This is a genomic window from Anabaena sp. FACHB-83, from assembly GCF_014697485.1.
Classification (GTDB): Bacteria; Cyanobacteriota; Cyanobacteriia; order Cyanobacteriales; family Nostocaceae; genus Nostoc_B.
This window is the reverse complement of sequence record NZ_JACJRY010000010.1, coordinates 65,403-91,000: the sequence shown is the minus strand read 5'-3', so window position 1 is coordinate 91,000 and position 25,598 is coordinate 65,403. Positions and strand designations below refer to the sequence as shown.

Below are 25,598 nucleotides of genomic sequence, written 5' to 3'. Positions count from 1 at the left end.
TACTTAAGTGTAATTCCTATGTTCCTCAATCAGAGCATTAAATGGGTAAGCGATTAATATCTTTATTACAGCCAATTACCACCATTGCTGAACCACGTTCTAGTCGCTGGTGGGGGTTTGGGTTGATGGCAAATTTACCATCTTGACTAACAGCCAGCAAATTTAAACCATAACGGTTACGCAGTTGAATTTCGGTAATGGTTTTGCCATGAAATTCATCAGGCACAATCATCTCAACAATACTATGGTCTGGGTCGAGGTCAAATCTATCTAATATAGATGGTTTGGTAAGAGTACGTGCTAAAGCACAGCCGGCTTCATACTCCGGGAAAACAACATGATCTGCACCGACTCTATGCAATAACTTGCGGTGAACTTCACTAGAAGCTTTCGCCACAACGTGAGGTACACCACCTTCTTTGACATTGAGAGTAGTAATAATACTTTCTTGAACGTAATTACCGATCGCTACAATTACTGTATCAAATTCAAAAATCCCTGCTTCTTTCAGTGCGGCTGGTTCTGTTGAATCTAATTGCAAAGCATGACCAACGATTTCTTCTGTCAACGCCTCACAAACTCTTTTTTCATCAACATCTGTTGCTAAAACTTGATAACCAAACTTATGCAGGGTTGAACATACAGACCGACCAAACCGACCTAGCCCAATGACCGCAAATTGCTGATTATCTTTACGTAGGCTGCGAAAAAAACCTAGTGATGCAAGGTTCACAGTTGCTTTCCTTATTAACGCTCCCTGTATTTAGGACAAAAAATTCTGAAATCTCACTTAAAGTAACAATTTTTATTTTTTGCCTAGTGTTTCATATTTTATCAGTTTAAGTTAATAGTATTGATACTCAGTACGGTTATCCCAACAGTTAGTTTTCGTTATCCATAAATAAATACCCGACTTCTTGAAGAAGTCGGGGATCTAGGCCTTTCAATTTTTACAAATTCAATGGAATTGGTATGTTTAATTTTTGCCTTGTATCTAGTACAGTTCGGCGTAAATAAACAGACCACACTTCGACTAGGCGGTAGTTGAATCTCGACTTCGCTCGATTACCGCGAAGCCGAAACTCAGTGACCATAAGAAATTGCTAAAAGGCTTGTAGTATCGTTATTCTTTCTTTTTACTTTTGCCTTGTATCTAGCTATCCCACCAATAGGTTTTCTTCTGGATAGTGAATTCTAGTCGGGCGGGGGTCGCCTAAAATCGCAGACATTAACAAGAGAACCCCAACTCTACCAATGTACATGGTGATAATTAATATTAGTTTAGCGGCGGTGGAGACTGTACCTGTAATCCCTGTAGAAAGACCAACGGTAGCAAAGGCGGATACTACTTCAAATAAAATTTGAATAAAGTCTAACTTTGGATCTGTTAAAGAAATTAGAACCGTTGCCAAAATTACCGTAGCTACAGAACCAACCAATACACCCACGGCTTTCAATATTAAGGAGATAGCGATTTTGCGGTCATACAATAAAACTTCTTCTTTACCTTGCAAAATTGCTTTTGTACAACTTGTCAAAACTCGCAAAGTTGTGGTTTTTATCCCCCCGCCTGTACCACCAGGACTAGCACCAATAAACATCAAAGCAATGGTAATGAATAGACCAGCAGTGGTCATTTTAGCAATATCTATAGTGTTGAATCCGGCAGTTCTAGGAGTGACTGATTGAAACCAAGCTACTAAAAACTGACCGCCTAAGTCTAAGTTACCAAAAGTTTCAGGATTCCTAATTTCAATACAAAAAAAGGCAATTGTGCCGAGAATTAACAGAATTAAAGTTGTGCTGGTGGCAACTTTAAAGTCTAAAGAAAGTACTAAAATTGTCTTTTGTTTGAGAATGCGATCGCGCAACCAAAGATACATTTCTAAAATAACTTGATAACCGATACCGCCAAAGATAATTAATGTCGTGACTGTGAAAACTACTAACACAGATGTTTGATAACCAATCAAGTTATCTTTAAATAAACTAAATCCTGCATTATTCCAAGAATTTACACTATGAAAAATCGCTAACCATAGCCCTTGTAACCAACCATATTGCGGTACAAAAACAGGCAAAAGTAAAAATATCCCAGTAATTTCAAAAATTAAAGTCGTGGCAATAATTGAGCGAATCACTTGGGCGCTACCTTGCATTCCTGGTCTGTCTAATGCTTGTTGAATCGCCATTTTTTGCCGCAGGTCAAATTTATGCCCAATCAGCAAAATCAAAAATGTAGTGGTTGTCATATATCCCAAACCACCAATTTGAACTAACAAGGCAATAAACAACTGACCCCAAAAAGAAAAATAAGTCCCAGGGTCAACAACTGATAAACCAGTCACACAAACGGCAGATGTTGAGGTGAACAATGCCACCACTAAATTATTCCAACTGCCGTCACTAGTTGAAATTGGCAGCATCAACAAAATCGTGCCGACAGTGATGACAGCCATAAAACCCAAGCAAATTGTCCGCGAAACAGTCATATTAAGGTAGAGCCTCTCAATTCTTCCAGGCGGGTTTACTTAATTAAATTTTCCTGGAAAGGAAAAACATCTTTATTTAATTAAAAACACACATGGTAGCCTACCAGTATGTTGATTTAAACATTGTTTTGTCTTAGCATTATTTGTTTTATGAATACAACACTATATCAGCAAATTCAGCAGTTTTACGATGCTTCTTCGGGTTTATGGGAAGAAGTTTGGGGCGAACACATGCACCACGGCTACTACGGTGCAGATGGAACGCAACCAAAAGACCGCCGTCAAGCACAAATTGATTTAATTGAAGAATTGCTGAATTGGGCAGATGTCAAAACAGCAACTAACATTTTGGATGTGGGTTGTGGTATTGGCGGTAGTTCTTTATATTTAGCCGAAAAGTTTCATGCTCGGACTACTGGTATTACTTTAAGTCCTGTGCAGGCGGCGAGAGCCACAGAACGCGCCCAAGAAATGCTGTTACAGGTAAGAAGTAAGTTTTTAGTGGCTAATGCTCAAGCTATGCCCTTTGCAGATGATACTTTTGATTTGGTTTGGTCGCTGGAAAGTGGCGAACACATGCCTGATAAAACCCAGTTTTTGCAAGAATGTTATCGGGTATTAAAACCGGGTGGGACTTTAATTATGGCGACTTGGTGTCATCGAGCCACAGATGATGCACCCTTAACAGCAGATGAACAAAAGCATTTGCAAGATATTTATCGGGTGTATTGTTTGCCTTATGTAATTTCCTTACCGGAGTATGAAGCGATCGCTCATCAACTACCATTAAAAAATATCCGCACTGCTGATTGGTCAGTTGCGGTTGCACCATTTTGGAATGTCGTAATTGATTCCGCAATCACACCTAGTGCAATTTTTGGCTTGTTGCGTTCTGGCTGGAATACCATTCAAGGAGCCTTAGCACTAGGGTTAATGAGTCGCGGTTATGAAAGTGGGTTAATTAAGTTTGGTTTGGTGTGCGGGAATAAGTAGAAATTCCCACTTCTTGAATATCTGATTCAAAGCCTCTCCCCGAAGCGGAGAGAGGTTTGGAGAGGGGTTTCAAGAATAAGTTGCACATCGCGTGAAATACCCAAATACCCTAAAAGAAATATGGCTATTGCTAGATGTGGTTCTCTGCCAAGACGCTATAGGCTACAACTATTGAGCAGAGAGATTCGCTTGTGGATGTCCTAGTAAAAAGAGCGCACACACTTAAACAAGCTTTGGTTGATTTTGTCCTAGATGCTGAAGGTGAACTGGCGCAAGCTTTAGAGGTTTATGCAGCTGCACAGTCGCATAAGGGAAATGGGGACAACACGCAACAAGATTTAATTATTGATCGGTTTATTACAGAAGGGAAAGTTGGTGATAGTTCACCCATTGAGTTATTTATTGCCAGTAATGCAGATTTAACCGATGGCGATCGCAATTTACTCAACAGTTGGCATCGTAGCTTTATTGGCTTATTTACCATCACCCAAATTTTACCTGATGGTTTGGAATTGATGAACTGGCTTACGGCTAAACATTACATAGTTCTGACTGCTAAAAATTATATTGTTAAGTCTAACGGTAGTGAAAAACAACAGGGCGTATCTCGTTTCCAGCCAGGAGATATATTACTTACCCGCATTTCTCCTTTGACGGAAAATGAATGGATATTTTCTGGGCCTCACACATTTTTAGGTAAGCTTGGCAAGCCAAAACTGGCTGTGGCTATTGGTAATTTTAAAGATAATTATAAAAGTCATCTTTACAGCGATGCTCCAGACTTACTAGAAGAAGCATGGCACTCAGTCGAGCAGTATCATCAGCAGTTTGTTGACTTTTTTGGTAGTGATGAAATTACTTTACCAGGATATCAATTAAATAAAAAAATAGTTGAATTTCAAGCAATTATCAGTGAGAAATATCTCCAAGCTGCTGGATTAGATACTTCTAAATCTTTAGATGAGGTAGCAGCAGAAGCAGGCATTAGCCAAGATGAAATCGCCGCAGCCGCACAAGAAGTTGGGGTAGACTCTAATGTAGTTTCGCAAATGCTAAATGGTAAAAATGGTCAACAAAAAATGGTTGCGCCAAAGGTTGATTTACCTGCCGAGTTGCGAAAAGCGGAACAAGTCACAACCATTTCTCATCCCCGTTGGGGTTTGATATTTTTACCAACCTATACTAAATTTAAAAATATTTTATTAGCTGATGATTGGCACAAAATTGAAGGTGCAGAAAAATTAATGCGTTATTATCTAGAAGATAAAAGTATCAATGCTTATATTTGGCATCGATTAGCACAACAATACCCAAATCAACTCGAAAAAGTTTTACAAGATTTTTTGCAGCATCCAGATTTTAACTTGAGTAATGACTTAGATAAACTCTTGCAAGATTATGGTAAACCTATCGAACCAGAATTACCAGAAATAGCCAGTGTGCCTTTACATTTGCATAATTTATTTCAAGAAGCACTAGCAGAAGTTAATAAAACTAAACCTAAAGCTAAGGGACAAAAACAAACAGCAAAAGGTTTTCAACGAGGTTAATTTACAGCGTTTTTCATCTCCATGAGATACATTTTTCTGGGTGCATCCCAGTTTTTATTTTTCACATAGAGGATAATTGTCATTGCGTTCGCGTAGCGTCTCGCAGAGAGGAGGAACGACGAAGCAATCTCATGCACTTGTTCAGAATGGTAAGATTTTGCGATTGCTTCGTTCCTCGCAATGACATATAAAAAAGTGGGATGCTCCCCATTTCTCTAGTCTCTATCCCCTATCAATTTGTACTGCACTAAACCGAAAAACGCTATAAGATTAATTGCATTTCAAATCCCGGTAATACATCTTCTCCAGAAAGAATTGTTGGTATTTGTATGACTTCGACAGGTTGTGCGAGTCGATAAATTTCCACTGTGCCATCTTGATAATTAATCAGCCATCCTAAACGCAAACCATTTTCTATATATTCTTGCATTTTCTCTTGCAGAGATTTGAGCCTATCTGTTTCGGAACGCAGTTCAATCGCAAAATCTGGTACAAGTGGCGGGAATTTTTTACGCTGTTCTGGTGTTAAAGCTTCCCACCTTGCCAATTTTACCCAAGCCGCATCAGGAGAACGTTTTGCACCATTCGGTAATATAAAGATAGTTGAAGAACTAAAAACTTTGCCTAATTTAGCTTGACGGTTCCAGATTTCTAAATCAGTTATTAAGCCAGCTTCTTGATTTCCGCTTTCTCCTCCAACTGGTGGCACAATAATCAACTCTCCTGCTGCACTCATTTCTAGGCTGAGATCACGGTTAGCAAGACACAATTGATAGAATTGTTCATCACTTAAATGTGCTATCGGTTCTAGATTGAGAACCACAGTATTCATTTAGCTTTTCCTCGTGCCTTTTTTGCTCACTGGTAGCGAGTGAGTTGAGCGATCGCAAAAACCCAACCTTACTCTACAAGTATAGGACTCATATTTGAGTTATAAAAAAAATTAGTACATCTAGCTCAGGCTTTTTTCCTACTCCCCACTCCCCATTCCCTACTCCCTACCTACACAAATAGATTCAGAAATCAAACCGGATTCTGATATAACTTTGCTAAGTCTGAGGATAAATTTACTTCACCTTCCAGATGCACAGAAACCGTAAAATTCAACTTTGATATTGTATAACTTGATGTAAGTTCTCAGGTTCAGAATATGGCAAGCTTAAATCGTGTGCTATTTACTCAGGATACAATTCTTAAACAAGAGCCAGTACAATCGGGTCAATTGCCAAGTACGAAACAACAAAATATTCCCCTTGGGACTCTACTGGTGTTGAAGTCTTACGAAATCCCGGCGGCTCATTCTGATTACTATAAATTATCTTTAGAAGATATTCAATTTAAGGGTTTTAGTAGTAACTGGTATGCCTTTGGCAAACACGCCAAAATTATCCCAGATGAAATTACGCCTGTGACAAATATTCAAGCGATCGCCACTAAACAACAAGCCAAAAATACAGTAAATATAATTGTAGATCGCCAGTCTGTCGGCAATAAACAAGGTTTCCTCAAACTGGTGTTTAACGCAGATACCATCATTAAGCGCCAACCTGTAGATTCTAAGGTGCTAAATGATCAATCCAAGCAGGCAATTCCAGGCGGTACAGAATTAATTTTATTCACCGATAAGCCAGACAACAATAATATTGTGAAATTTACCCTCCAGGATAATCATCTCAAATTTAATCTGAAGGATATTGAGTTTAAAGGTTTCTCGAAAGATTGGTTTGTCTTTACCCAGCACGTTGGTATTCAACGTGTTGATTAAGATAGGACTTACGCAAAAAACGAAAAATTAAGGTTTTAAAACAGGGTGTAAGGGTGTAAGTATCCAAAACTCTTTCACCCCCAATACCTACTCCCTACTCCCACCCCAGGTTACGTGCAACTGGGTGTTAATTGTTAATCTTTTTAATATCGCCATAGGCGCGATAAAAGCCGCCTCTAGCTGATTCGCGGATTTCTTGGACGAGATAGCGATCGCCTGCTTGGCGAATATCTTTGGGAAACTGCACATTCCAGTTAGAATTGTAGCCTGGGGAAATAACTCTGACGCGCAGTTTACTGCCATCTTGGAAACACTCGACAATTACCCCACCACTTGTATCTGTGGTAGTTTCCAGAACAGCCGAAGGTGTGACTCCCTCAGTTTTTGGCGCTTTAATCACAGTTGCTTCAGGAATTGTACCAGCTTGAGCAGAGGCGATCGCATCTTCACTAGCATCAATACAAGCTAAAGTCCCATCGGTAGTAACAATATAAATTCGAGATTCGTAAAACTGCATAGATAAAGCAGAACCGCAACCAGTCCCCAACTTCCACAGTCTTTCCCCGGCTTGGTTAAAGCAGTAAATCGAAGAATTATTGTCACCAGCAAACACATATTTACCATTTTGGGCTGTAGCGCAAGAATAAACTGAGGAATCACACTTATATACTGTTAGTGGTTGACCTTGCTTACTAAAACTATAAATTTTGCGATCGCTTGCACCAGCGTAAACTGTGGATGCTTCTTGCCAACCAAATAATACACTCCCGGTGGTTTTTTGATGCCACAGCATTCGACCTTCTTTGTTATCGTACATAGTCACTCCTTGACTATGACCGTGATAAATTCCCGCTTCATCACAGCGAACCATCCAGCCGGAATTACCTTGACTCAACCGCGTCCATTGTGATTCATCATCATGATCTATAGTTGTCACACCACCATTGACATCAGAGACAGCCAATAAACCATCTTTAATATCAAGCCAGAATATATCGACATTTTCATCAATTTTGTAAGCAACGCGGGGTAACTTCCCAGTCAAATCATAGACATTACCATCATCACAGCCAGCGTAAATCCAGATATCATCAGCAACTAAACATTTCACCCCATCAGGTAGCTTAAACTGATTGCTCACTTTACCTTCATGGTTCAAAGCAAAAACTTGACCTGCTTGATTACCCAACCAGCAACGGTTAGCATCAATAAAAATCCCAAAAGCGGCGGAATTAGCTGTAAACTTCCACAAAATTGGTGATTGTTTGGCTGTGGAAGCCGTACTAGTCACTTCGCGGCGAGTCACAGGACGCTTTTGACGCACACCCATCACCGCTTTTTCATAGCCTTTTTTCAACTTTTCGTTAATTTTTTTCGCCGCTTCTGCTTTTGCTTTTTCTGATGTCGGGTAAGTTTTCGTCTGGGTTTGTCCCGCGTCACCAATACGACCGTAGCGGATGCTTACTTGAGTATCTTCAACAATCACCTCATAAAACTTGTGGGAACTTCCACTATCTTCTGATAACTCTAGGTAGGTTATTTCCTTAGTCATGACATTTTCTCGTTAGAACTGAATGTAAATATAAGGAGTGGTATTCAAATAAATTGACCATCCTTAATCGGTTCTAACTATTACCAAGGTCGTATGTCGATAAGCTTTGGTTGTTTAAGCGAAATTAGCGGTTGTAACCTGCGTTCATACAGGTAAAACTCGGTTGTGTGGGTTGAAGATTTGTTTATTTCTAGAATTAGATCCTTCCTGAAAACTCAGTACTTAAAGGATTTTCGCCAAACTACTGAGTCTTTCATAAACCGGGATGAGGCGATCGCCTTCTATTTCCACAGTATGATCTGGATAATGACGAATTGCGCCTAACAAAGTAATTTCCCCATCTTGTTGAATAGATTTATTCAAAGATGTTTCTAGCGCCTGTGCATCTAAATCTCCCCCAGGCGGATGCACCACATCCCCAACTTGAGCTAGTAAAATCGGCCCTGTCCAGCCAGACAGCAAGCTATTTAAATAAGCAGGTTCAGCTTTAATACCTGCGACTAAGGCTTTACGCGCTACATTTGGGTCTTGTTTAGCCGCTTGCAAATAATTACTAATTGTTGGGGTAGTCTTACCTGTTTGCACAAACTCGTTCAATTCTGCAACCGAAACAGGCCCTTGAAAGCTACCATACTTTAAAATCACTTGTTCAGCAGCATTAGCACTAGCACTGAATAACAAAACACTAGCACCAACTCCTAAAGCCACTGTCTGACTCAAGAATTTACTAAACTTCCACCTGGTTAATTGATTCCAAACTTGAAAAATCTGCATTGAATTTAACTTCCTAGTGGTGTGGAGCGTACACAAGTCTAAAATATCTAAGCTTTCTGCTCACGACAACATATTAACTAGGTTATCTAACATAGATTCAGTTTGGGGAATCCACCGAGGTATGACCAACGATAGAAATTTAACTTTCAACTTTATGAAATACTGTCAGTAGATTTAGCAGAGCTTATGAGTGAGGCTCTCCTAGTAATACAATTGAGCATTTCAATTCTTTCAAAATTTGGGTTGTTACTTGACTCACACCTAAACCGCCGGCGGTGCGATAGCGCACAGAACGCAACACTGCTAAATCAAAGGCTTGAGCTTCTCGAATAATTACTCTAGCGACATCATCGCCTTTAACTGTTTGGATGTTAGTTTTCACCTGTAACTGACCTTTTGCTGTAATTTCAGATAATTGTGATGTAAATTTTTCTACTACAGATGGGGGCGTTTTGCGATCGCTCACATGCAACAATACCACCTCTGCCTGATTCACATCAGCTACAATTTGTGCGAACCTAACAGCACCAATAGTTTGTCGCGTCAAATCACCAACCGGTACCAAAATTCTTTGGATACTGGTTGGACTACTCAATAAACGTGTCACCGCCACGGGACAATGTGAAGACCAAAACACACTATCAATCACACTCCCAAACAAACGAGCGCGAAACCCTGTTGTTTGTGACCAACCCATCACCACTAAATTCGCATTACGTTCTCGACTCGCACGACTAATTCCCAAAGCTGCATCATCATCAATGCGAATTGCTGGCGACACCTCCACATCAAATTCTTGACTAATTTCTTGCGCCATCTTCAATCTTTTTTGACTTTGGTCTAGCGCCGTCACCAATTGCGGATCATCCATTTGAATCAAAGCTTTAGTAATCGCTAATGGGACAATTCTCCCACCTTCATGACGCGCCAATAATGCCGCCATTTCTATTAAATAACGCTGGGTTTGAGGATTGTAAATCGGCACTACTACAGTAAATTGATGTGGTTTTTCTTCTACCTCAGTTTCAGGACTTTCCCACCAAGTTGCCAGACTATCTGTTTCTAAATCTGCATCACTAACTTGTAAAGCTGTGGCAAACCTAGAAGTAATTACTGGCCCTAAAATAGCAGTCACCAGCATCAAAACAATCACACTATTTAAAACACCTTCACTGATTAACCTTTCCCCAGCAGAGTTAACAGTTTGATAAGCCACTAATGCCGCCGCTAATGTAGCTGCTACCTGCGGTAGAGATAACGACCACATTGTGAGCATTTCTGCCGTATTGTAGCGATAAAATAATTTTGCTAAAAATGCCGCAATAAATTTACTGCTAATTAAAGCTATGACGATGACCACAGTCAACCAAACCGAACTTAGAGTCTTGAGAAATGCTGGGATATCAATCAGCAACCCCATATCGACAAAGAAACATGGGATAAATAAAACACTCCCAATAAACTCAATTTTCTCTTTAACTGGGCTACGTCCTAAAACATCATTAACAGCTAAACCTGCTAAAAATGCCCCAACAATTTTCTCAACTCCAATCACTTGCGCTCCCACAGAAGCCAAGAATAATGCTAGTAAAATAAATAAAAACTGATTACTTTGTTCATCTCCCGAACGCCGAAAAAATTCCTTACCAGCCCAGTCAAAACCAAACAAAACCACAACCGCATAAATAGCTAATCCACCCAAAAGTGTGGCTAAACTCAAGGCTGTAAATTCTCCACCATGAATCCCCACACAAATGGCTAATACCAACAAAGCACCTGTATCAGTAAAAATTGTTGCGCCAATTGTTACAGTCACCGCTTCATTTGTGACCACACCCAACCGACTAACAATTGGATAAGCCAATAAAGTATGGGATGCCAGCAAAGAACCAATCAGAAAAGCAGAATTCCAACCAAAATTAAATAACCGCCCAACTAAAACACCAGCTATTAACGGCACTAAAAAAGTCAGAGTCCCAAATCCAATAGAACGATTTCTAGTTTTGCGAAACTGCTCTAAGTCAATTTCTAAACCTGCAACAAACATCAAATAAATCTTGCCAATATCCGATAGCAGTTTGATGGTGTCAGATTCGGAATTAAGTAACTTTAAACCATTTTCTCCTAAAATCACACCTGCTACTAGCAAACCCACCAATCCCGGCAATCGCAATTTTTCAAATATCGGTGGTACAGTAAAAATGACTGTGAGCAGAATAGTAAATGCAATAATTGGGCTGGCGACTAAAGATTGGATTGCCATTTGTAAATTAAATATTTTTGGGGAAGTTGTATCTGTTGAGAATTTTTAGCTCAGTAAAATTCAATTTTCTACATTCAGCCTTTCAAGTTTTATCTTGAAAAGAGACTTTTTCACATCTATACACAGATAGAGTGACATAATTTTCTTCCAAGTCATAAAATGCTTTTGAGGTAAGAATTCAGGAATCAAAATCTATAGGTGTAGGTTGGGTGGAGGAACGGAACCCAACAGAGTATGCGTGAATGTTGGGTTACGCTATTGCTACATCCAACCTTACTATTCTCTTAACTGAAGTACTTTTATAGCCTTTCTTAACCTAGCAAGATACAGACAAAAATAATTAACCGCAGATAAACGCAGATGGACGCAGATAGATTCGTCCTTCATTCAACTAGTAAACGCTATAAATTCTGAATTCTGGCTCCTGAGTGCTGAATTATTACTCTTTGAAAATATCTCAAAATGAAAAACAGAGGAAAAGATGAGTTATGTTACTCTTCCCCTGAAAATTGGCTTTGTTTTTAGACAAACTTAATATTTACTGCCAAATGTAAAGCAGAACAAACAAGACAATCCAAATCACATCCACAAAGTGCCAAAATAGTGAAGTAGCATTCACACCAAAGTGGCCAGATTCGTAATTACCTGGAATGAAAGAACGAATCAAAATCATTAATTGCAACAAAATACCTGTTAAAACGTGTAAACCGTGGAACCCAGTTAACAGGTAGAACATCCCGCCAAAAGTTCCAGAAGTGAAACCAAAAGCTAGGTGACTCCATTCAATAGCTTGTCCGGCTAAGAAGTAACTGCCCATTGCCATTGTTGCCAGCAGATACATCCGAAAACCTGATAAGTTTTGACGTTGTAGGGCGCGTTCTGCCAAATAAATTACAAAGCTACTCGCAACCAACACAACAGTATTAATTGCTGGTTCTCTAACTTCTAATCCTTCCACACCAGCCGGTAGCCAATTAGGAGTTGTCAACTTATAGACAATATAGCCGGCGAAAAAACTCAAGAAAATCACACTTTCCGACAGTAAGAAAACAATAAAACCAAACATTTTATTGCCTTCTTCGTCATGTCCATGCTCACCGCTATGATGAGAGTGATTCTGCAACTGATAGGAATCTAGAGAACTGTCCATAGGGATCTGAGGGTGTAAGGGTGTGAGGGTATATGGGTGTAAAAACTGCTAGGCACTTCCATTGACTGTGGAGTAAAACGAAGTAGCACTAAATATCAGAACAGTTAATGCAGTCTTATCGAGATTTGAAAGTTTGGCAAGAAGCCATGAATGTTGCTGAATTGTGTTACAAAGCAACAAAAGCATTTCCCAAAGAAGAAACTTATGGAATGATTGCTCAAATTCGTAGAGATGCGTCATCAATTCCAGCTAATATTGCTGAAGGTTATGGAAGAAGAACATGTGGCGAGTATATTCAATTTTTATACATCGCCCAAGGTTCCCTCAAAGAGCTAGAAACACATTTGTTATTATCTATTCGTGTTGAACTAGCCTCATCACAAATTATTATTCCTGTCGTTAATCAATGCGAATCAGTTGGGAAGTTATTGTTTTTCCTGATTCGTTCATTAGAGAAATAGGGGTGTGAGGGTTTGAGGGTTTAAGTGTGTAAGGGTTTAAGGGGTGTTAATTCCCTACACCCCTATACCCTTACACCCCTACACCCTTCTCTTCTGCTACCAAAGGTTCTGATTTGCCGTAACCGTAAGGTTCAGAGATGACTACAGGAATTTCTTCAAAGTTCTCAACAGGTGGTGGTGAAGAAACTAACCACTCTAAACCAATTGCCCGCCAAGGGTTATCAGGTGCTTTTTCGCCTTGCATCCAAGAAATCACCATGTTGAAGATGAATGGCAAGGTAGACATACCTAACAAAAATGCACCCAGACTGGCAACGATATTCCACTGTTCATACTCTGGCGCGTAGGAAGAAACCCGGCGTAACATCCCTTGCAGACCTAGTGGGTGCATAGGTAAGAAGTTGAGGTTAGTACCAATAAATGACAACCAGAAATGTAATTTACCCCAGCCTTCGTAGTACATCCGCCCGGTCATTTTGGGGAACCAGTGATAAATAGCAGCATACAAGCCCATTGTCACTGTACCGAAAAGGACGTAGTGGAAGTGTCCCACGACAAAATAGGTATTGTTAACGTGAACATCCACAGGTACAGAAGACAACATAATCCCTGTGATGCCAGCAAAGACAAACATGATTAATCCACCCAAGGCAAATAACATGGGTGTATTGAGGCGCAACTTACCACCCCAAATTGTCGCTACCCAAGCAAATACCTTAATACCAGTCGGTACAGACACAAACATGGTGGTTAACATGAAAATCAACCGCATCCAAGCAGGAGTACCACTGACATACATGTGGTGTACCCAAACAATGGCGCTGACGACGGCAATTAACAGTGATGAAATCGCAACGACTTTGTAACCGAATAAAGGTTTGCGAGAGTAGACAGGGAAGATTTCGGAGAAGATACCGAAAACTGGCAAGATAATCACATACACAGCCGGGTGAGAATAGAACCAGAAGTAATGCTGGAACATGACTGGGTTGCCGCCGTTGCTGGGGTTGAAAAAGCCAGTACCAACGGTGAGGTCAAGTAACAACATGACTGCGCCTGCTGTCAGGGCTGGTAAACCAAACAATTGGATGATTTGGGCGCTGAGGACTGCCCAGACAAACAAAGGCATCCGAAAGAAGGTCATACCGGGCGCACGCATCTTGACGATGGTGGTCACAAAGTTGACAGCACCCATAATTGAGGAGACACCAGAGATGGCAACTGCCAACAGCCACAAAACTTGACCGTTAATCAAGTGGCCTGTGGGATTTTGCAAACTGACGGGAGGATAAGCCCACCAACCTGCTTGGGCAGGGCCACCAGGGACAAAAAAGCTGGACATCAACAAAATCCCGACTACGGGAACCATCCAAAAGGCGACGGCGTTGAGGCGGGGAAAGGCCATGTCTCGCGCCCCAATCATTAAGGGGACGAGGTAGTTAGCAAAACCTACTAGTGAGGGAAATGTCCACAAGAACAGCATGACTGTGCCGTGCATGGTGAACATACCGTTATATACGGTGCGGTCAATTAAGTCGGCTTCGGGGGTGATTAATTCTCCCCGGAGAATCATGGCGAAGATACCGCCGATGAGAAAGAAGAAAAAGGAAGTAACAAGGTATTGAATACCGATGACTTTGTGGTCGGTGCTAAAGCTGAAATATTGTTTCCAGCCTCCTGGGGTTTCGTGGTGTGGTTTCCCAACCGGTAGGTTGAGACCATCAATAGGGATGTTAGTCATTGTTCTTTTGAAGAAACAGGGGTGTGAAGGATTTGAGGGTGCAGGGAATTAGTTTGCTGTCAACCGGAATAATTAACCAAAGGAGGTGCGGCGGGTACGACGGTATCCCAACCATTTTTCACGGGTTCATTGGCTGTTTGGGCGTATTCAGAAGCAGCTTGGTTATTGGCGGGGGAGAGTTTGTGTGTGGCGATTTTAGCCAACCATTTGTGATAGTCTTCGTCAGATTCCACAACTACGTTTGCCTGCATGGTGGCAAAGTAAGTGCCGCTATATTGGGAGTCGGTGAGGTGATATTGACCCTGGCGAATGGGGGTAAATTCAAAGTCGATGGTATGGTTGGGAATGATGTCTTGTTTGAGGCGGAATGCTGGGATATAAAAGCCATGCAGTACGTCTTCTGATTGCAGTGCTAAACGCACGCGGCGATCGCTTGGTAAATGCAATTCGGTACTGGTAACATCTTTTTCAGGGTAATGAAATACCCACGCCCATTGTTTGGCGATGACATCAATTTTTTCTACAGGTTCACTGATTACACCTTCTTGGGGTGCAGCATAAGCTGATTCCATCCCCACGGGGTTATGCAAATGCACTAGTTGGGTGGGGCCTTGAATACCCATTTGTTCGTAAACTTGGGAGCTATAGCCAGCAATCCACAGTACCAACATAATGGGGATGGCTGTCCAAACAACTTCCAAAGTGACGTTACCTTCAATGTGGGGGCCATCGCTGAGGTCGCCTTTTTCAGCACGATGGAAAATCACAGAATACATCAAAGTGCTGGTGACACCCAGAAAAATAAACGCACCTAATGTCACCAAAAAACTAATCAAATCGTCAATCAGATGAGATTCGGCCGCCGCTTGGGGAGGTAGCCAGGAATAGGCTTGTTTACCTATCCAGATACTGGTGATGCTAATTGCGATCGCACCAGTAATTAATGTTAATACACTTAAAATCTTTGAGAGTTTCATGGGTTTTGGTCATGAGTCATGAGTCATTAGTCATTGGTCACTTGTACTGAGCGAAGCCGAAGTATTGGTCATTAGTCATTAACAAATGACAAAGAACAAAGGACGAATGACAAAAGTTATTTGAGCATTGTGTTCAGGTCTTCGCCTAATTTCAGTAGTCTATCTGCGGTGTTGTGAACGCCAAATTCAGCAGCTAACTGCGCTCCTAATGTGCCGTGCAGGAACATCAAAAACATAATTGCGACTCCCGCAAATAAATAGCTCCACTGCACTTCTACGTCGTAATCCTTACTCCAAGAAAAGCGTTGCCATCCTCTCCACATGGTCATCCCAACAAATAAAGCGAGGAGGACAACACCACCAATACCGTGCCACAGCATGGTTTCCATTGCTGGCATTCCCCATGCACTCTTGATATCTGTTGGTGGAGAGGCTAAGAACATTTCGTAAAAGCCAGCAGCTACAGTAAAAAAGGTGATGGCAGTTGCCGCAACCATGTTGTACCAACCCACATCAAAGAAGTTGGCTCGTTCAACAGTAATTGCCAAAAATTTGAACACCCATTTTTGCATGGGGAACAAAACACCGACGATATCAAAGGTAATACCAATGATGAATAGACCAATGGTCAGATGCACCAAATTTGGGTGAATAGGCAGAGTGTAAGGTAATCCGTTCGCGCCTATTTCTACGTTTAATTGATTAATTAGTTCTGAATTCATGGCAGCATCCCATCCTTAACAGCTTCAACAACTGGTACTGTGTGCAATCCATATACCCAAACCAATTCATCACCTAAATAAACTTGCAAGCCGACAATTGCCACTAAGACAAATCCCACGGCTAAATAATGAACTGGTAATTTTTGCGGGTTACGCGAACGAAGTACATAGCGCCAGGCGGTAATTGTGGCGATGAGGCCAGACAGTGACCAACCAATCAGGGTATGAATATTTAAAACTGATTTAGCTACGTCGTAAGGCTGGGCTAAACCAGCTTCAAATTGTCCAAAAATAATCGCTACGAAAATGGCGATCGTAGCAACAAACATATTCCACCAACTCACCTCAAATAAGCGAGCCTTGCCAGTAAAATAACCTACTAAGTCACAGAAAAATGCAAACAATACCATTGCAATTACAAAGTGAACAACAATGGGATGTAGCGTATCTGGATAGGGTAGATTATGGTCGTTCAACGATGTAAAAAAATCAAGCATAGTTTCCTGCACCTTAGCCAAAGTTTCATGTTTAACAGACAAGCATGACCATCACTACAAACATTCCTACCTGAATGGATGATTTTCAAAACTGCGTAGCGCCATCCAGTAAATCAGGCATTAGCTTTGTTTAAGCTCAATTTGTTGAAGTTACTATTTATCGTCAATGATTCAGTTCAATTCATTTGTTCATGCTGATACTTTATAACAACGATTTTGAATTTACCTCACAAAATCGGAGTTATTTGGTTGATAGTTGGCCATCTATCTATTAGCTTAAGGATTTTTTTAGTAATTGTCAAAAAAATAATAGAAAGCTATAAAAATCCCGGCTTTAACAGAAAAACTATTATGATGATGTAGCGTATCTACCTTTTGTTTTTAGATATTACATATAGAAAAATCTTTGTATATATGATTCTGCACAATTATCAAATATTTGTTTGTAATCCAATTAACATAAGATTTTTTCTCATAAGTTATCAATAAGCAAAAAAATAATAAATAATATATTAAAATAAAAAACTCATCGCAATATCTATTATGATTCTTGATTTTTATTTGCATTAAAAGCAAAGCTTATATATCTAAATTCTGGCAAAAAAACTGAGTGGAAATTTTAGCAAGTTAATCTTGACTCGCTCAGTATATGTAGGGTGTGTTAGGCTTAAGCCGTAACGCACCTAAAAATTTGTGCTAGATGCGTTACGCTGTCGCTAACACATCCTACTTATATTTCCCAAATCAAAATATTAGTTCCATATCTAAATTCTGGCAAAAACCTGAGTGGAAATTTTAGCACGTTAATTTTTACCCCTCAGTATGACAAGTATTACCGAAAAAGTTCTGAGTGCTGAGTAAAAAGTAACCGGACTGATGCAAGTGTCAAAATTAAGCATTGGTGCGTGACGCTATAAGCTTCATTACTACGTTCAAATACTTTTGTTGCGTCACACACTCTACAGAAAAAATATGACTGTTGCGTAAGTCATAAAGTAAAATTAATGGCACTTAGCGCACAAGTCAAAAGCCCTGAAAATTAATTAGCTCGGTGTTAAAAATTATCGTTATTGAGTAGTTTTGTGCGTCGGTTATCCAGTAGTATGTATCGTTGGTAGTAGTTATCTCTGGCGAGATTTACTCTATTGTGTAATTACTCAGTTCAACTTGCAAATAAGGTAGAAAATCAAGTACGGTTTTTTCACCCTAATGTAGTATGTGAATCTCCATACCAAGATAGAAATAAAATTGATACTTTTATTTTAAGTAATTACTAAGGGATGAAACAAATCGTTTACCGTGGTTCATCTTCTGCTAAAAGATTCTTAACGTTTCCAGAACGGCAAGTTTAAACCAAAAAATAGTCTAATTCGATACAATTAAAAGGCTGGGAGAGCCAAGGAGAATTAAGTGGTACTGCTAAAGGGCTTTGAGATTGAGATGTACACTGGCACACCTCAAGGTGAAATTGTTGGTCTCTCCGATAAGATTGTTGCGGACTTAAATGGGTTTATGCGAGAACCAGACAGTCGCAACGTGGAATACATAACAAAGCCATCCACAAGTTACGAAAATCTGTTGTGTGCTTTACTAAGTCCGCGTCGAGAATTACGCAAATACCTCCAGCGTTTGGGTAACTACACTTTGATACCTGGAAGTACTTTGTCTTTAAGTGGGGGCGATCGCTTCTTTCGTTCTGACCCCAGCAATCCCTATCATGATTATATTGAGCAGACCTACGGCACAAATGTCGTCACTGCCAGCGTACACATTAATGTAGGTATTAGCGACCCAGAAACATTAATGCGGGCTTGTCGATTTATTCGCTTAGAAGCACCCTTATTTCTGGCCCTGAGTGCTTCATCACCCTTTTTCAATGGTCAAACCACTGGCTATCACTCGACTCGTTGGGGTTTATTTCCCCAAACTCCCGCCTACGTACCATTATTTACCAGCCATGCCCATCATATTCAATGGGTAGAAGAGCAGTTATTAGCTGGAACAATGCAAAATGTCCGGCATTTATGGGTATCGGTTAGACCAAATGGCGATCGCCGCCCTTATGATCTCAATCGTCTGGAATTGCGAATTTGTGATTTAGTCACAGACCCCATTGCTTTACTCGCAATTACCGCATTGTTAGAAGCACGTTTATTGCAGATAATTAATAACCCAGATTTAGATCCTTTAACTAACAGTAAATTATCCCCGGAAGAATTAATTGCACTGACCACTAACAATGAAATAGCAGCCGCTAGTGCCAGTTTGGATGCTCAACTACAACATTGGCAAGATGGCAGAACTATTTTAGCCAGAGATTGGATTGCGGAACTATATCAAGAAGTTTGGGCGATCGCTAAACAACAAGGCTTTAGCTGTTTCTTGTCACCATTGCATAAAATTCTCCGTGAAGGCAATGAAGCCCAGCAATGGCTACAACTTCATAGCGTCGGTTTTGACTGTCAGCGCGTTATTTCTCAGGCGATTGTGGCGACAAAAGAACGAGAAATGGAACTAGAACATAAATTGTGTTCTTCCTTGCTGGCATAACGATAACTTCAGGTGATTCAATCCCATTAGTCATTTGTAAATACCAAGGACAAATGACTAATGACAAATACCCAGCCAGGAAAATCCCACTAGCCCAAAACCATCGTTAATGGTTTCATACATCCGATAGATTTTCCAAAAAATAGCCAAAGAATGAGTTTGGGTCTGGTTTCTAGTTTTGAAAGGACAAAATAGTTGTATTGGCCAGTTAGTCAGATACATTTTCCAAAAATTCTGAGAAAATGTAGCAATTTTTTTGTTTTAAAAAACTAATCGATGTAAACTACAAAATGGTTATTAAGAAAACCTATAGATAACCTCTACCTTTTGGTAGATTTTTTATTGTCAATATAACTTTTTATACAAAAGCGCAGTCCCATAGCAGATGCCCCAAGTTGTTTTAGTCAATCCGCAAATTCCCCCTAATACAGGCAATATAGCGCGTACTTGTGCAGCAACAGGTACAGAATTACATTTAGTGGGGCCTTTGGGCTTTGAAATTAGCGATCGCTACCTGAAACGAGCCGGTTTAGATTATTGGCCTTATGTCAAACTCCACTATCATGAATCCCTGGCAGTTTTTCAAGACTTTCATCAACAGCGCGGCGGTAGATGTCTGGGTTTTTCTGTGAGGGGAAGTAGTAATTACACTCAATTTCAGTTTGATGCAAATGATTGGTTACTGTTTGGTAGCGAAACCACTGGTTTGTCACCAGAAGCATTATCAATTTGTGATCAAACCCTTTATATTCCAATGTTTGAGCCAGGGGTTCGGAGCCTGAATCTGTCAGTCAGCGTTGCCATCGGCCTGTTTGAAGCCAGGCGACAACTCGGTTATCTAATGTAGTGTTTGAACAGACTTTCTATAAGTACAAATACTCATGTAACCCTAAAAATCAAATTGCAACGGCATTTCTAGCAGATAATAATTCTGTCACCAACAAAAAATACTTGTACTTTTTATACTTTGAATTTTTTAAAACCAGTAAAATACCTGAAAAAACGGGTTCACTAGACAAGTTTTATATAAGAAATTTCTATATTAATTTTGAAAATATACCAAATTTGAATGATAGATTTTGATGAATTAGATTTATTTGATTTCCAAAAATAAAGGGCTGCAAATCCATACGGATAAGGCATTTGTACTATTTTGTCTGAATAGGTATATTTCAGGAGGACAAAAGTACTGGAGAGTTTGTACGGTTGTCTTTTAGGGAAGAATCAACGTAAAGTCTCCTGTTGGGAAGACGGATTGGTAAAAAAAACCTTGAAGATATTTACAGCAGGAGGCATCGCTTTTAAAAAAAATAGCAACTAAAATTGCTGACAATATAAAGCAGATTCGGCTAATATCAACTTTCCAATCCCAGCGAATAATGTAAAGAGCGAAAGTTCTAGGGTGTGAGGAGTGGAGCGGACAAGTAAGCACAGCAACTTTATGTTCTGCTAACAGGTGTAAACTTGTCTAAATCAGAGAAGCAGGTTAATCTTGCCTAAGTATCTCTGGTGAATGTGATCCAGGTCTATCGTCAGATGTGATCTAAATCATTGACTAGTATTCCGACTGCAAAATCGAGGTCAGTTAAGCGCTAGTGATCATAGGAGGTCGTCTTTGAAACGAGCATTGAAAAAAAGAGTAAAAGCTGTGCTGAAAAATACCCCCAGCAATGATGGTGTCCCTAGTGAGCAGTTAAGTGTGGTAAATTCCAAGGCTAATCGTCGAGTTAGCACACAAGCAGCCATGATTGGCTTGGCTATTTCAGTTGGAGCGACCAGCCTTTTCGTGACTCGACAAAGCGATCAAGCTCAAGCAGCAGCACCTGTAGGCAGCCAAAAAGTAGCCTCAAACTTGCCTGTTGCTCCTGACACTGAAATGAAGTTTGTTCCCGCGACGCTGGAGAGCCAACTAGTCTCCGCAGCAACCATGCCAGAAAATCCTGTCATTGTGGAACCAACAGCAATTTCTCAGTTGCCTGGGCTTGAAGCTAAATTGCAAGTGGCAGCAAATGGAATGCCTGTGGAAGTTCCAACACCAGAGAATGTTGCCCAAACAGCAGCCGAGAAAAAAGCCAAAGATGGCGAAGCACAGGAAAATCTAACAGCTAACGACGCATCTGAGATCAAAGCTGCTAACGATGAAGTCAAAGCTAAATTAAAAGCACAGCAAGAATTTGCCTTATATAACTTACAAGCAAAATCGAACCGTTTAAGAGCAAGTCTGGCGGAGTTACGGTCTGGGGAGTCAAAAAATTTAGCCAAAACTCCTGCATTGAAGCAAGAGGTAGTTGTAGCAGAGAAATTACCACCTCAAAGCATCAGTCAAGAAGTTGGGCAACAGTTACCTGGATTGGTTGATGAAGACAAAACCAAGTTCTTTCCTGAAGTTAAGCAACCAAAACTCCCAAGTGAATCGGTACAGCCACTAGCAACAACATCTGTACCTGCTACACCACAAATTACCGCACCAACGGATACTGGTACTGCTTACGAAGTTAAGCCAGGAGATACTCTAGCTGCGATCGCTAACCGATACAACACCACGGTTGCAGAACTAGCCAAACTCAACAATATCAGCAATCCCAATCAGCTCAAAATCAATCAAAAAATCATACTGCCATCGGCAAATGCTAACCGTAATGGTGCAATTTCCATACCTGTGGCCGTTAATCAGCCTAATGTACAGTTGACCAACAATGTCAAAATTGCTGGTGTACCTGTTAACACTGCCAGCAGTAACCCCAACGTACCTTTAGCACCAGTTTCACCAGTTTTTGTCAACAACAACACTGTCAAACCAACCACAGCAACAAATAACCAAACACAGACAAATACTGTTAACGGTGTAGGTGGTGATACTCCCGTACCCAAAGTCTTTACTGAATTACAGTCAGGTAGCCAAACTCAAAGAGTAGCAAGAGGCAGAAACAACGAGCGTCTTCAGAGTTTGCAGGCTGAAATTCAAAGACTACAGCAAAAATACCGCAATCAAGAGTCTGGTAATACTGGTAATGTAGTTGCCCAAGCGATTACTGATACAGACAAAAACAGCATTTCGATTCCAGTTCCTGTAGCTGTTCCTAACAACTTAGCAGTTACTAAGCCAGTCTCTGGAAATAAGACCTTTGCTGTACCCATCCCTGTTCCAACACCAATTTTACCTAGCTACAACGCTCAACCAGTTAAGCCCGAATTTAGTGCTATTCGCAGCACTACTGACGAGCCAATTAACCCAGAGTTCTTACCTAATCGCGCTAGGGTAACAGTACCACCCATTGGAATCAATGCGGCTGATTCTCCTAGAAGAATGCGGGGAACTAAAGTATCGCCACAATTGCCACCTTTGGCAGCAGTAGATCAATACTTGCCCAAACCAATTGATGAGACCATTCCTCCGCCTTCTACCTCCTCTGTAGCTTATATTTGGCCAGCCAAAGGTGTATTTACCTCTGGCTACGGTTGGCGCTGGGGAAGAATGCACAAAGGTATTGACGTTGCTAACGCAACTGGTACACCAGTTTATGCCTCGGCTGATGGTGTGATTGAAAAAGCTGGCTGGAATAGAGGTGGTTACGGTAATCTCGTGGATATTCGTCACCCTGATGGCAGTATGACCCGCTATGGTCATAACAGCAAGATTCTGGTGCGTGCCGGTCAGCAAGTGCGTCAAGGCGAAACTATTGCTTTAATGGGTAGCACTGGTTTCAGTACTGGGCCACACACTCACTTTGAAATTCATCCATCAGGTAAGGGCGCAGTTAACCCAATTGCCTTCCTACCACAACAAAACCGCATTTAGTTCTTGTCTGCATCCAACCCAGTTATTTTCTTGTCAGAAGAGGGAGTTTTTATCCCTCTTTTGCTTGGATGGGTGAACTGCTAAAGTAGCTTGTGGATGGAAATTAATTGCCTAACAGACTAGCCATCAACAACTGTGTATGCTATATTAAGAATTAATGTGGAACTGTTTGGCTCAGTAGCTCAGTTGGTTAGAGCACGGGACTCATAAGCCTGGGGTCGTTGGTTCAAATCCGACCTGAGCCATTTAAAAAGTAGATATCTAACTCAGAATCTCTGGTTTACAGAGTTGAGTGATTAACTTGCTCATAGTGAACGCGATCGCCCACCAGATAATTTAAACTCAAGGTGAGACCGAATTATTTACAGCTTCTGTTATGTCTTCTAGTTTAGATTCTTTACCACCTGCTTTGGCTAAAATCGTCCAACGCTTTCAACGTGCATCTGATCCGAAGCGGCGTTATGAACAACTGATCTGGTATGCCCAAAAACTTCCAGAGTTTCCCGAAGCTGATAAAGTACCAGAAAATAAAGTTCCTGGTTGTGTGTCTCAGGTGTATGTTACCGCCGCCTTAAATGATGGAAAAGTGGTATTTCAAGGAGAATCTGATTCTCAGTTAACTAAGGGGCTAGTGGCGCTGTTAATTGAAGGATTAAACGGGCTAAGTCCTACAGAAATTGTCCAATTAACACCAGATTTTATTCAAGAAACTGGTTTAAATGTGAGTTTGACACCTTCCCGCGCTAACGGTTTTTACAACATATTTAAAACCATGCAAAAGAAGGCATTGGAATGTAAGTTAGAGCAATAAGAAAAAGTACTGAGTGCTGATACTAAGTTGTAGTCAAAGATAGTAATTGGGGGTGGGAGTAGGGAGTAGCGAATAGGGAGTAGAAATAATATTGATGAAAGAAACTTAGTGGTCTGTCGCATTAATTTTAAAGTTTGTAGTTGGTCTTTAGCCCTTAATTTAAGAGATAAATCGCAACTACAAACCCCCATTATATTTAAGGGGACAGACCACTGGTTTTGAAGTAAGGGTTATATGTATTCAAAGCCCTTACACCCTTAAACCCTGACACCCATCTCAACTGTCTTGTTAACTAAGCTGTTTTGAAAAAGCGGATAATTTCGCGGACGTGATCGAGAAATTGTCCATCAGTGGAAAGTTGCGCGATCGCATTTCTGGCTTCTCTGGCTAAACGTTCATGTTCTGTTTGATTTGTGGCGCGTAATTCTTCTAAATTCGCTAAAATTCGGGACAGTTCTTTGCGAGTTTCGTCAGCAAAACGCTGTTGGGTAGCTGGTAAAGAATATGATTCTTCTGGGTTGAGTTGTTCTTGTATATATTGGACTTTTTGTTCTAATTCCGAGAAACGATTACGCAGTTCATAAATATCTTCGCGGGGATATTTCCATTCTTGGCTAATCATAGTTAGCCTTGCATATAAATATTCGTAAGCGCGAATAGCGGGACGCAAAATTGTTAATAATAAAGCTGCACCGGAACTGATATAACCTACCGCACTAATTCCCGTGGCGGCGAGAATGTAAAGTCCAATGGCAGAAAATATATGTAAAGCAATAGCCAGCCACAGCGATCGCTTGGCTAATAATTGCACATATTTGATTTGTTTTTCATCTACAGGAATGCCTTTTTCAGAAGATTGTGCTGCTTCTGCTAAAACTTCTTTAGCTTGAAAATGGACATTCCAAGGGACAGTTACAATTACTAACAACCACCAAAAACTTGCACCGCCAATTATCCAATCAAGAAAGTTACCAGCAGGGATATGAAACCATTGCAACACGCCAAATGCTAACAGTAATGTAGTGAAAATTCCTAAGATAGAACTGATAAAAAGATTAATATACATCTTGCCCTGTCTCCACTGAAACTATCATCTTCATCATGGCGGTGGCTAGACGGTTAGACAAAATGATTGTGCTGGTTTAACTATTTGCACATTTTGTATCTATAAGTATTAGTACTAGAAAAAATTTCTTACTCCCGTCAAACTATCGTAGGAATTATGCACAAGGATTGTCTGGGGAGACTGGGTTTCGGGTTTTAGGGTATGGGGTGTAAGGGTTTTGCAGACATACACCCCTACACGCTGAAACCCTTGATTTTCGTCTTACCGCATCAGCCACATATCACTGTTATGGCTGAATATTAACCAGAATCTATGTGATAGTTTGACTAACTGCACATCTACTTATCCCGCATTTCTCACAAGCTTCAGGCGTTTGATGGGGCAGAGGGGCAGAGGTGCGGAAGGGCAGGGGAGAGAGTACCTTCATTCTCCCCT

At 40.6% G+C, this 25,598-nt stretch carries 20 protein-coding genes and 1 tRNA gene; 9 read left to right on the top strand and 12 right to left on the bottom strand.

Going from position 1 to position 25,598, the window contains the following annotated elements; translation table 11 throughout:
* Positions 1–37: 37 nt before the first annotated feature.
* Both H6G79_RS14350 and H6G79_RS14345 read right to left on the bottom strand, forming a co-directional pair.
* Positions 38–733, bottom strand: coding sequence for an NAD-binding protein (locus H6G79_RS14350; protein WP_190589641.1), 696 nt, complete (start codon positions 731–733; stop codon positions 38–40).
* A gap of 424 nt (positions 734–1,157) precedes the next feature.
* Positions 1,158–2,492, bottom strand: a complete 1,335-nt coding sequence (locus tag H6G79_RS14345; RefSeq protein WP_190589642.1) for a TrkH family potassium uptake protein — start codon at positions 2,490–2,492, stop codon at positions 1,158–1,160.
* A 150-nt stretch (positions 2,493–2,642) separates the two neighbouring features.
* Between H6G79_RS14345 and H6G79_RS14340 the strand changes: the two genes are divergently transcribed.
* Together H6G79_RS14340 and H6G79_RS14335 are read left to right on the top strand one after the other, a co-directional pair.
* Positions 2,643–3,485, top strand: coding sequence for a methyltransferase domain-containing protein (locus H6G79_RS14340; protein WP_190589643.1), 843 nt, complete (start codon positions 2,643–2,645; stop codon positions 3,483–3,485).
* 191 nt (positions 3,486–3,676) lie between these two features.
* On the top strand, positions 3,677–5,035 hold the full coding sequence (locus H6G79_RS14335) for a hypothetical protein (RefSeq protein ID WP_190589644.1): 1,359 nt from the start codon (positions 3,677–3,679) through the stop codon (positions 5,033–5,035).
* Between the two features lie 262 nt (positions 5,036–5,297).
* Here the strand turns inward: H6G79_RS14335 and H6G79_RS14330 are convergent, their stop codons facing one another.
* A complete protein-coding gene (locus H6G79_RS14330; RefSeq protein ID WP_190589645.1) occupies positions 5,298–5,867 on the bottom strand; it encodes a Uma2 family endonuclease in 570 nt (189 codons plus the stop codon).
* A 318-nt stretch (positions 5,868–6,185) separates the two neighbouring features.
* On the opposite strand from H6G79_RS14330, the gene H6G79_RS14325 reads away from it, so the two are divergent.
* Positions 6,186–6,800, top strand: a complete 615-nt coding sequence (locus tag H6G79_RS14325) for a hypothetical protein (protein ID WP_190589646.1) — start codon at positions 6,186–6,188, stop codon at positions 6,798–6,800.
* Positions 6,801–6,927: 127 nt separating this feature from the next.
* On the opposite strand, the gene H6G79_RS14320 is transcribed toward H6G79_RS14325, so the two are convergent.
* The 4 genes from H6G79_RS14320 to H6G79_RS14305 all read right to left on the bottom strand — a co-directional run bounded on the left by H6G79_RS14320 (position 6,928) and on the right by H6G79_RS14305 (position 12,539).
* Complete coding sequence (locus H6G79_RS14320; protein ID WP_190589647.1) at positions 6,928–8,352, bottom strand: WGR domain-containing protein; 1,425 nt, start codon at positions 8,350–8,352, stop codon at positions 6,928–6,930.
* A 222-nt stretch (positions 8,353–8,574) separates the two neighbouring features.
* A complete protein-coding gene (locus H6G79_RS14315; RefSeq protein WP_190589648.1) occupies positions 8,575–9,126 on the bottom strand; it encodes an alpha/beta hydrolase in 552 nt (183 codons plus the stop codon).
* Positions 9,127–9,310: 184 nt separating this feature from the next.
* Positions 9,311–11,389 (bottom strand): cation:proton antiporter, encoded by a 2,079-nt coding sequence (locus H6G79_RS14310; RefSeq protein ID WP_190589649.1) that lies wholly within the window; start codon positions 11,387–11,389, stop codon positions 9,311–9,313.
* A 538-nt stretch (positions 11,390–11,927) separates the two neighbouring features.
* Positions 11,928–12,539 (bottom strand): heme-copper oxidase subunit III, encoded by a 612-nt coding sequence (locus tag H6G79_RS14305; protein ID WP_190589650.1) that lies wholly within the window; start codon positions 12,537–12,539, stop codon positions 11,928–11,930.
* A 107-nt stretch (positions 12,540–12,646) separates the two neighbouring features.
* Here H6G79_RS14305 and H6G79_RS14300 point away from each other — a divergent pair, with 107 nt between their 5' ends.
* Positions 12,647–13,000 (top strand): four helix bundle protein, encoded by a 354-nt coding sequence (locus tag H6G79_RS14300; protein ID WP_190589651.1) that lies wholly within the window; start codon positions 12,647–12,649, stop codon positions 12,998–13,000.
* 70 nt (positions 13,001–13,070) lie between these two features.
* Here H6G79_RS14300 and ctaD read toward each other — a convergent pair whose 3' ends face one another.
* The 4 genes from ctaD to H6G79_RS14280 form a co-directional block, all read right to left on the bottom strand.
* The gene (ctaD, locus tag H6G79_RS14295) at positions 13,071–14,741 is read right to left on the bottom strand and encodes a cytochrome c oxidase subunit I (protein WP_190589652.1); all 1,671 of its coding nucleotides are present in this window, start codon (positions 14,739–14,741) and stop codon (positions 13,071–13,073) included.
* A gap of 59 nt (positions 14,742–14,800) precedes the next feature.
* Complete coding sequence (locus H6G79_RS14290) at positions 14,801–15,718, bottom strand: cytochrome c oxidase subunit II (protein ID WP_190589653.1); 918 nt, start codon at positions 15,716–15,718, stop codon at positions 14,801–14,803.
* A 116-nt stretch (positions 15,719–15,834) separates the two neighbouring features.
* Positions 15,835–16,440 carry a DUF2231 domain-containing protein gene (locus tag H6G79_RS14285; protein WP_190589654.1) on the bottom strand — a complete coding sequence of 202 codons (606 nt, stop codon included), beginning with the start codon at positions 16,438–16,440 and terminating at the stop codon, positions 15,835–15,837.
* Positions 16,437–16,937, bottom strand: coding sequence for a DUF2231 domain-containing protein (locus tag H6G79_RS14280; RefSeq protein WP_190589655.1), 501 nt, complete (start codon positions 16,935–16,937; stop codon positions 16,437–16,439). The genes H6G79_RS14285 and H6G79_RS14280 overlap by 4 nt, the downstream gene beginning before the upstream one ends.
* A 1,410-nt stretch (positions 16,938–18,347) precedes the next feature.
* Between H6G79_RS14280 and gshA the strand changes: the two genes are divergently transcribed.
* The 5 genes from gshA (at position 18,348) to H6G79_RS14255 (ending at position 24,097) form a co-directional block, all read left to right on the top strand.
* On the top strand, positions 18,348–19,487 hold the full coding sequence (gshA, locus tag H6G79_RS14275) for a glutamate--cysteine ligase (protein ID WP_190589656.1): 1,140 nt from the start codon (positions 18,348–18,350) through the stop codon (positions 19,485–19,487).
* A 385-nt stretch (positions 19,488–19,872) separates the two neighbouring features.
* Entirely contained in the window at positions 19,873–20,334 is a 462-nt protein-coding gene (locus H6G79_RS14270; RefSeq protein WP_190589657.1) for a tRNA (cytidine(34)-2'-O)-methyltransferase, read from the top strand.
* A 768-nt stretch (positions 20,335–21,102) separates the two neighbouring features.
* Positions 21,103–23,286, top strand: a complete 2,184-nt coding sequence (locus H6G79_RS14265; RefSeq protein ID WP_190589658.1) for a peptidoglycan DD-metalloendopeptidase family protein — start codon at positions 21,103–21,105, stop codon at positions 23,284–23,286.
* Between the two features lie 171 nt (positions 23,287–23,457).
* Positions 23,458–23,531, top strand: a tRNA-Met gene (locus H6G79_RS14260).
* A 131-nt stretch (positions 23,532–23,662) separates the two neighbouring features.
* Complete coding sequence (locus H6G79_RS14255; protein WP_190589659.1) at positions 23,663–24,097, top strand: SufE family protein; 435 nt, start codon at positions 23,663–23,665, stop codon at positions 24,095–24,097.
* 292 nt (positions 24,098–24,389) lie between these two features.
* On the opposite strand, the gene H6G79_RS14250 is transcribed toward H6G79_RS14255, so the two are convergent.
* Positions 24,390–25,163: a hypothetical protein gene (locus H6G79_RS14250; RefSeq protein WP_190589660.1), complete on the bottom strand. Its 774-nt coding sequence runs from the start codon at positions 25,161–25,163 to the stop codon at positions 24,390–24,392.
* Positions 25,164–25,598 lie beyond the last annotated feature (435 nt).

Bases quoted from the DNA above. Each gene is read 5' to 3' on its own strand.
- H6G79_RS14345 (WP_190589642.1), bottom strand. From the start codon at position 2,492: ATGACTGTTTCGCGGACAATTTGCTTGGGTTTTATGGCTGTCATCACT.
- H6G79_RS14340 (WP_190589643.1), top strand. From the start codon at position 2,643: ATGAATACAACACTATATCAGCAAATTCAGCAGTTTTACGATGCTTCT.
- H6G79_RS14330 (WP_190589645.1), bottom strand. From the start codon at position 5,867: ATGAATACTGTGGTTCTCAATCTAGAACCGATAGCACATTTAAGTGAT.
- H6G79_RS14325 (WP_190589646.1), top strand. From the start codon at position 6,186: ATGGCAAGCTTAAATCGTGTGCTATTTACTCAGGATACAATTCTTAAA.
- H6G79_RS14320 (WP_190589647.1), bottom strand. From the start codon at position 8,352: ATGACTAAGGAAATAACCTACCTAGAGTTATCAGAAGATAGTGGAAGT.
- H6G79_RS14315 (WP_190589648.1), bottom strand. From the start codon at position 9,126: ATGCAGATTTTTCAAGTTTGGAATCAATTAACCAGGTGGAAGTTTAGT.
- H6G79_RS14310 (WP_190589649.1), bottom strand. From the start codon at position 11,389: ATGGCAATCCAATCTTTAGTCGCCAGCCCAATTATTGCATTTACTATT.
- H6G79_RS14305 (WP_190589650.1), bottom strand. From the start codon at position 12,539: ATGGACAGTTCTCTAGATTCCTATCAGTTGCAGAATCACTCTCATCAT.
- H6G79_RS14300 (WP_190589651.1), top strand. From the start codon at position 12,647: ATGCAGTCTTATCGAGATTTGAAAGTTTGGCAAGAAGCCATGAATGTT.
- ctaD (WP_190589652.1), bottom strand. From the start codon at position 14,741: ATGACTAACATCCCTATTGATGGTCTCAACCTACCGGTTGGGAAACCA.
- H6G79_RS14290 (WP_190589653.1), bottom strand. From the start codon at position 15,718: ATGAAACTCTCAAAGATTTTAAGTGTATTAACATTAATTACTGGTGCG.
- H6G79_RS14285 (WP_190589654.1), bottom strand. From the start codon at position 16,440: ATGAATTCAGAACTAATTAATCAATTAAACGTAGAAATAGGCGCGAAC.
- H6G79_RS14280 (WP_190589655.1), bottom strand. From the start codon at position 16,937: ATGCTTGATTTTTTTACATCGTTGAACGACCATAATCTACCCTATCCA.
- H6G79_RS14270 (WP_190589657.1), top strand. From the start codon at position 19,873: ATGCCCCAAGTTGTTTTAGTCAATCCGCAAATTCCCCCTAATACAGGC.
- H6G79_RS14255 (WP_190589659.1), top strand. From the start codon at position 23,663: ATGTCTTCTAGTTTAGATTCTTTACCACCTGCTTTGGCTAAAATCGTC.
- H6G79_RS14250 (WP_190589660.1), bottom strand. From the start codon at position 25,163: ATGTATATTAATCTTTTTATCAGTTCTATCTTAGGAATTTTCACTACA.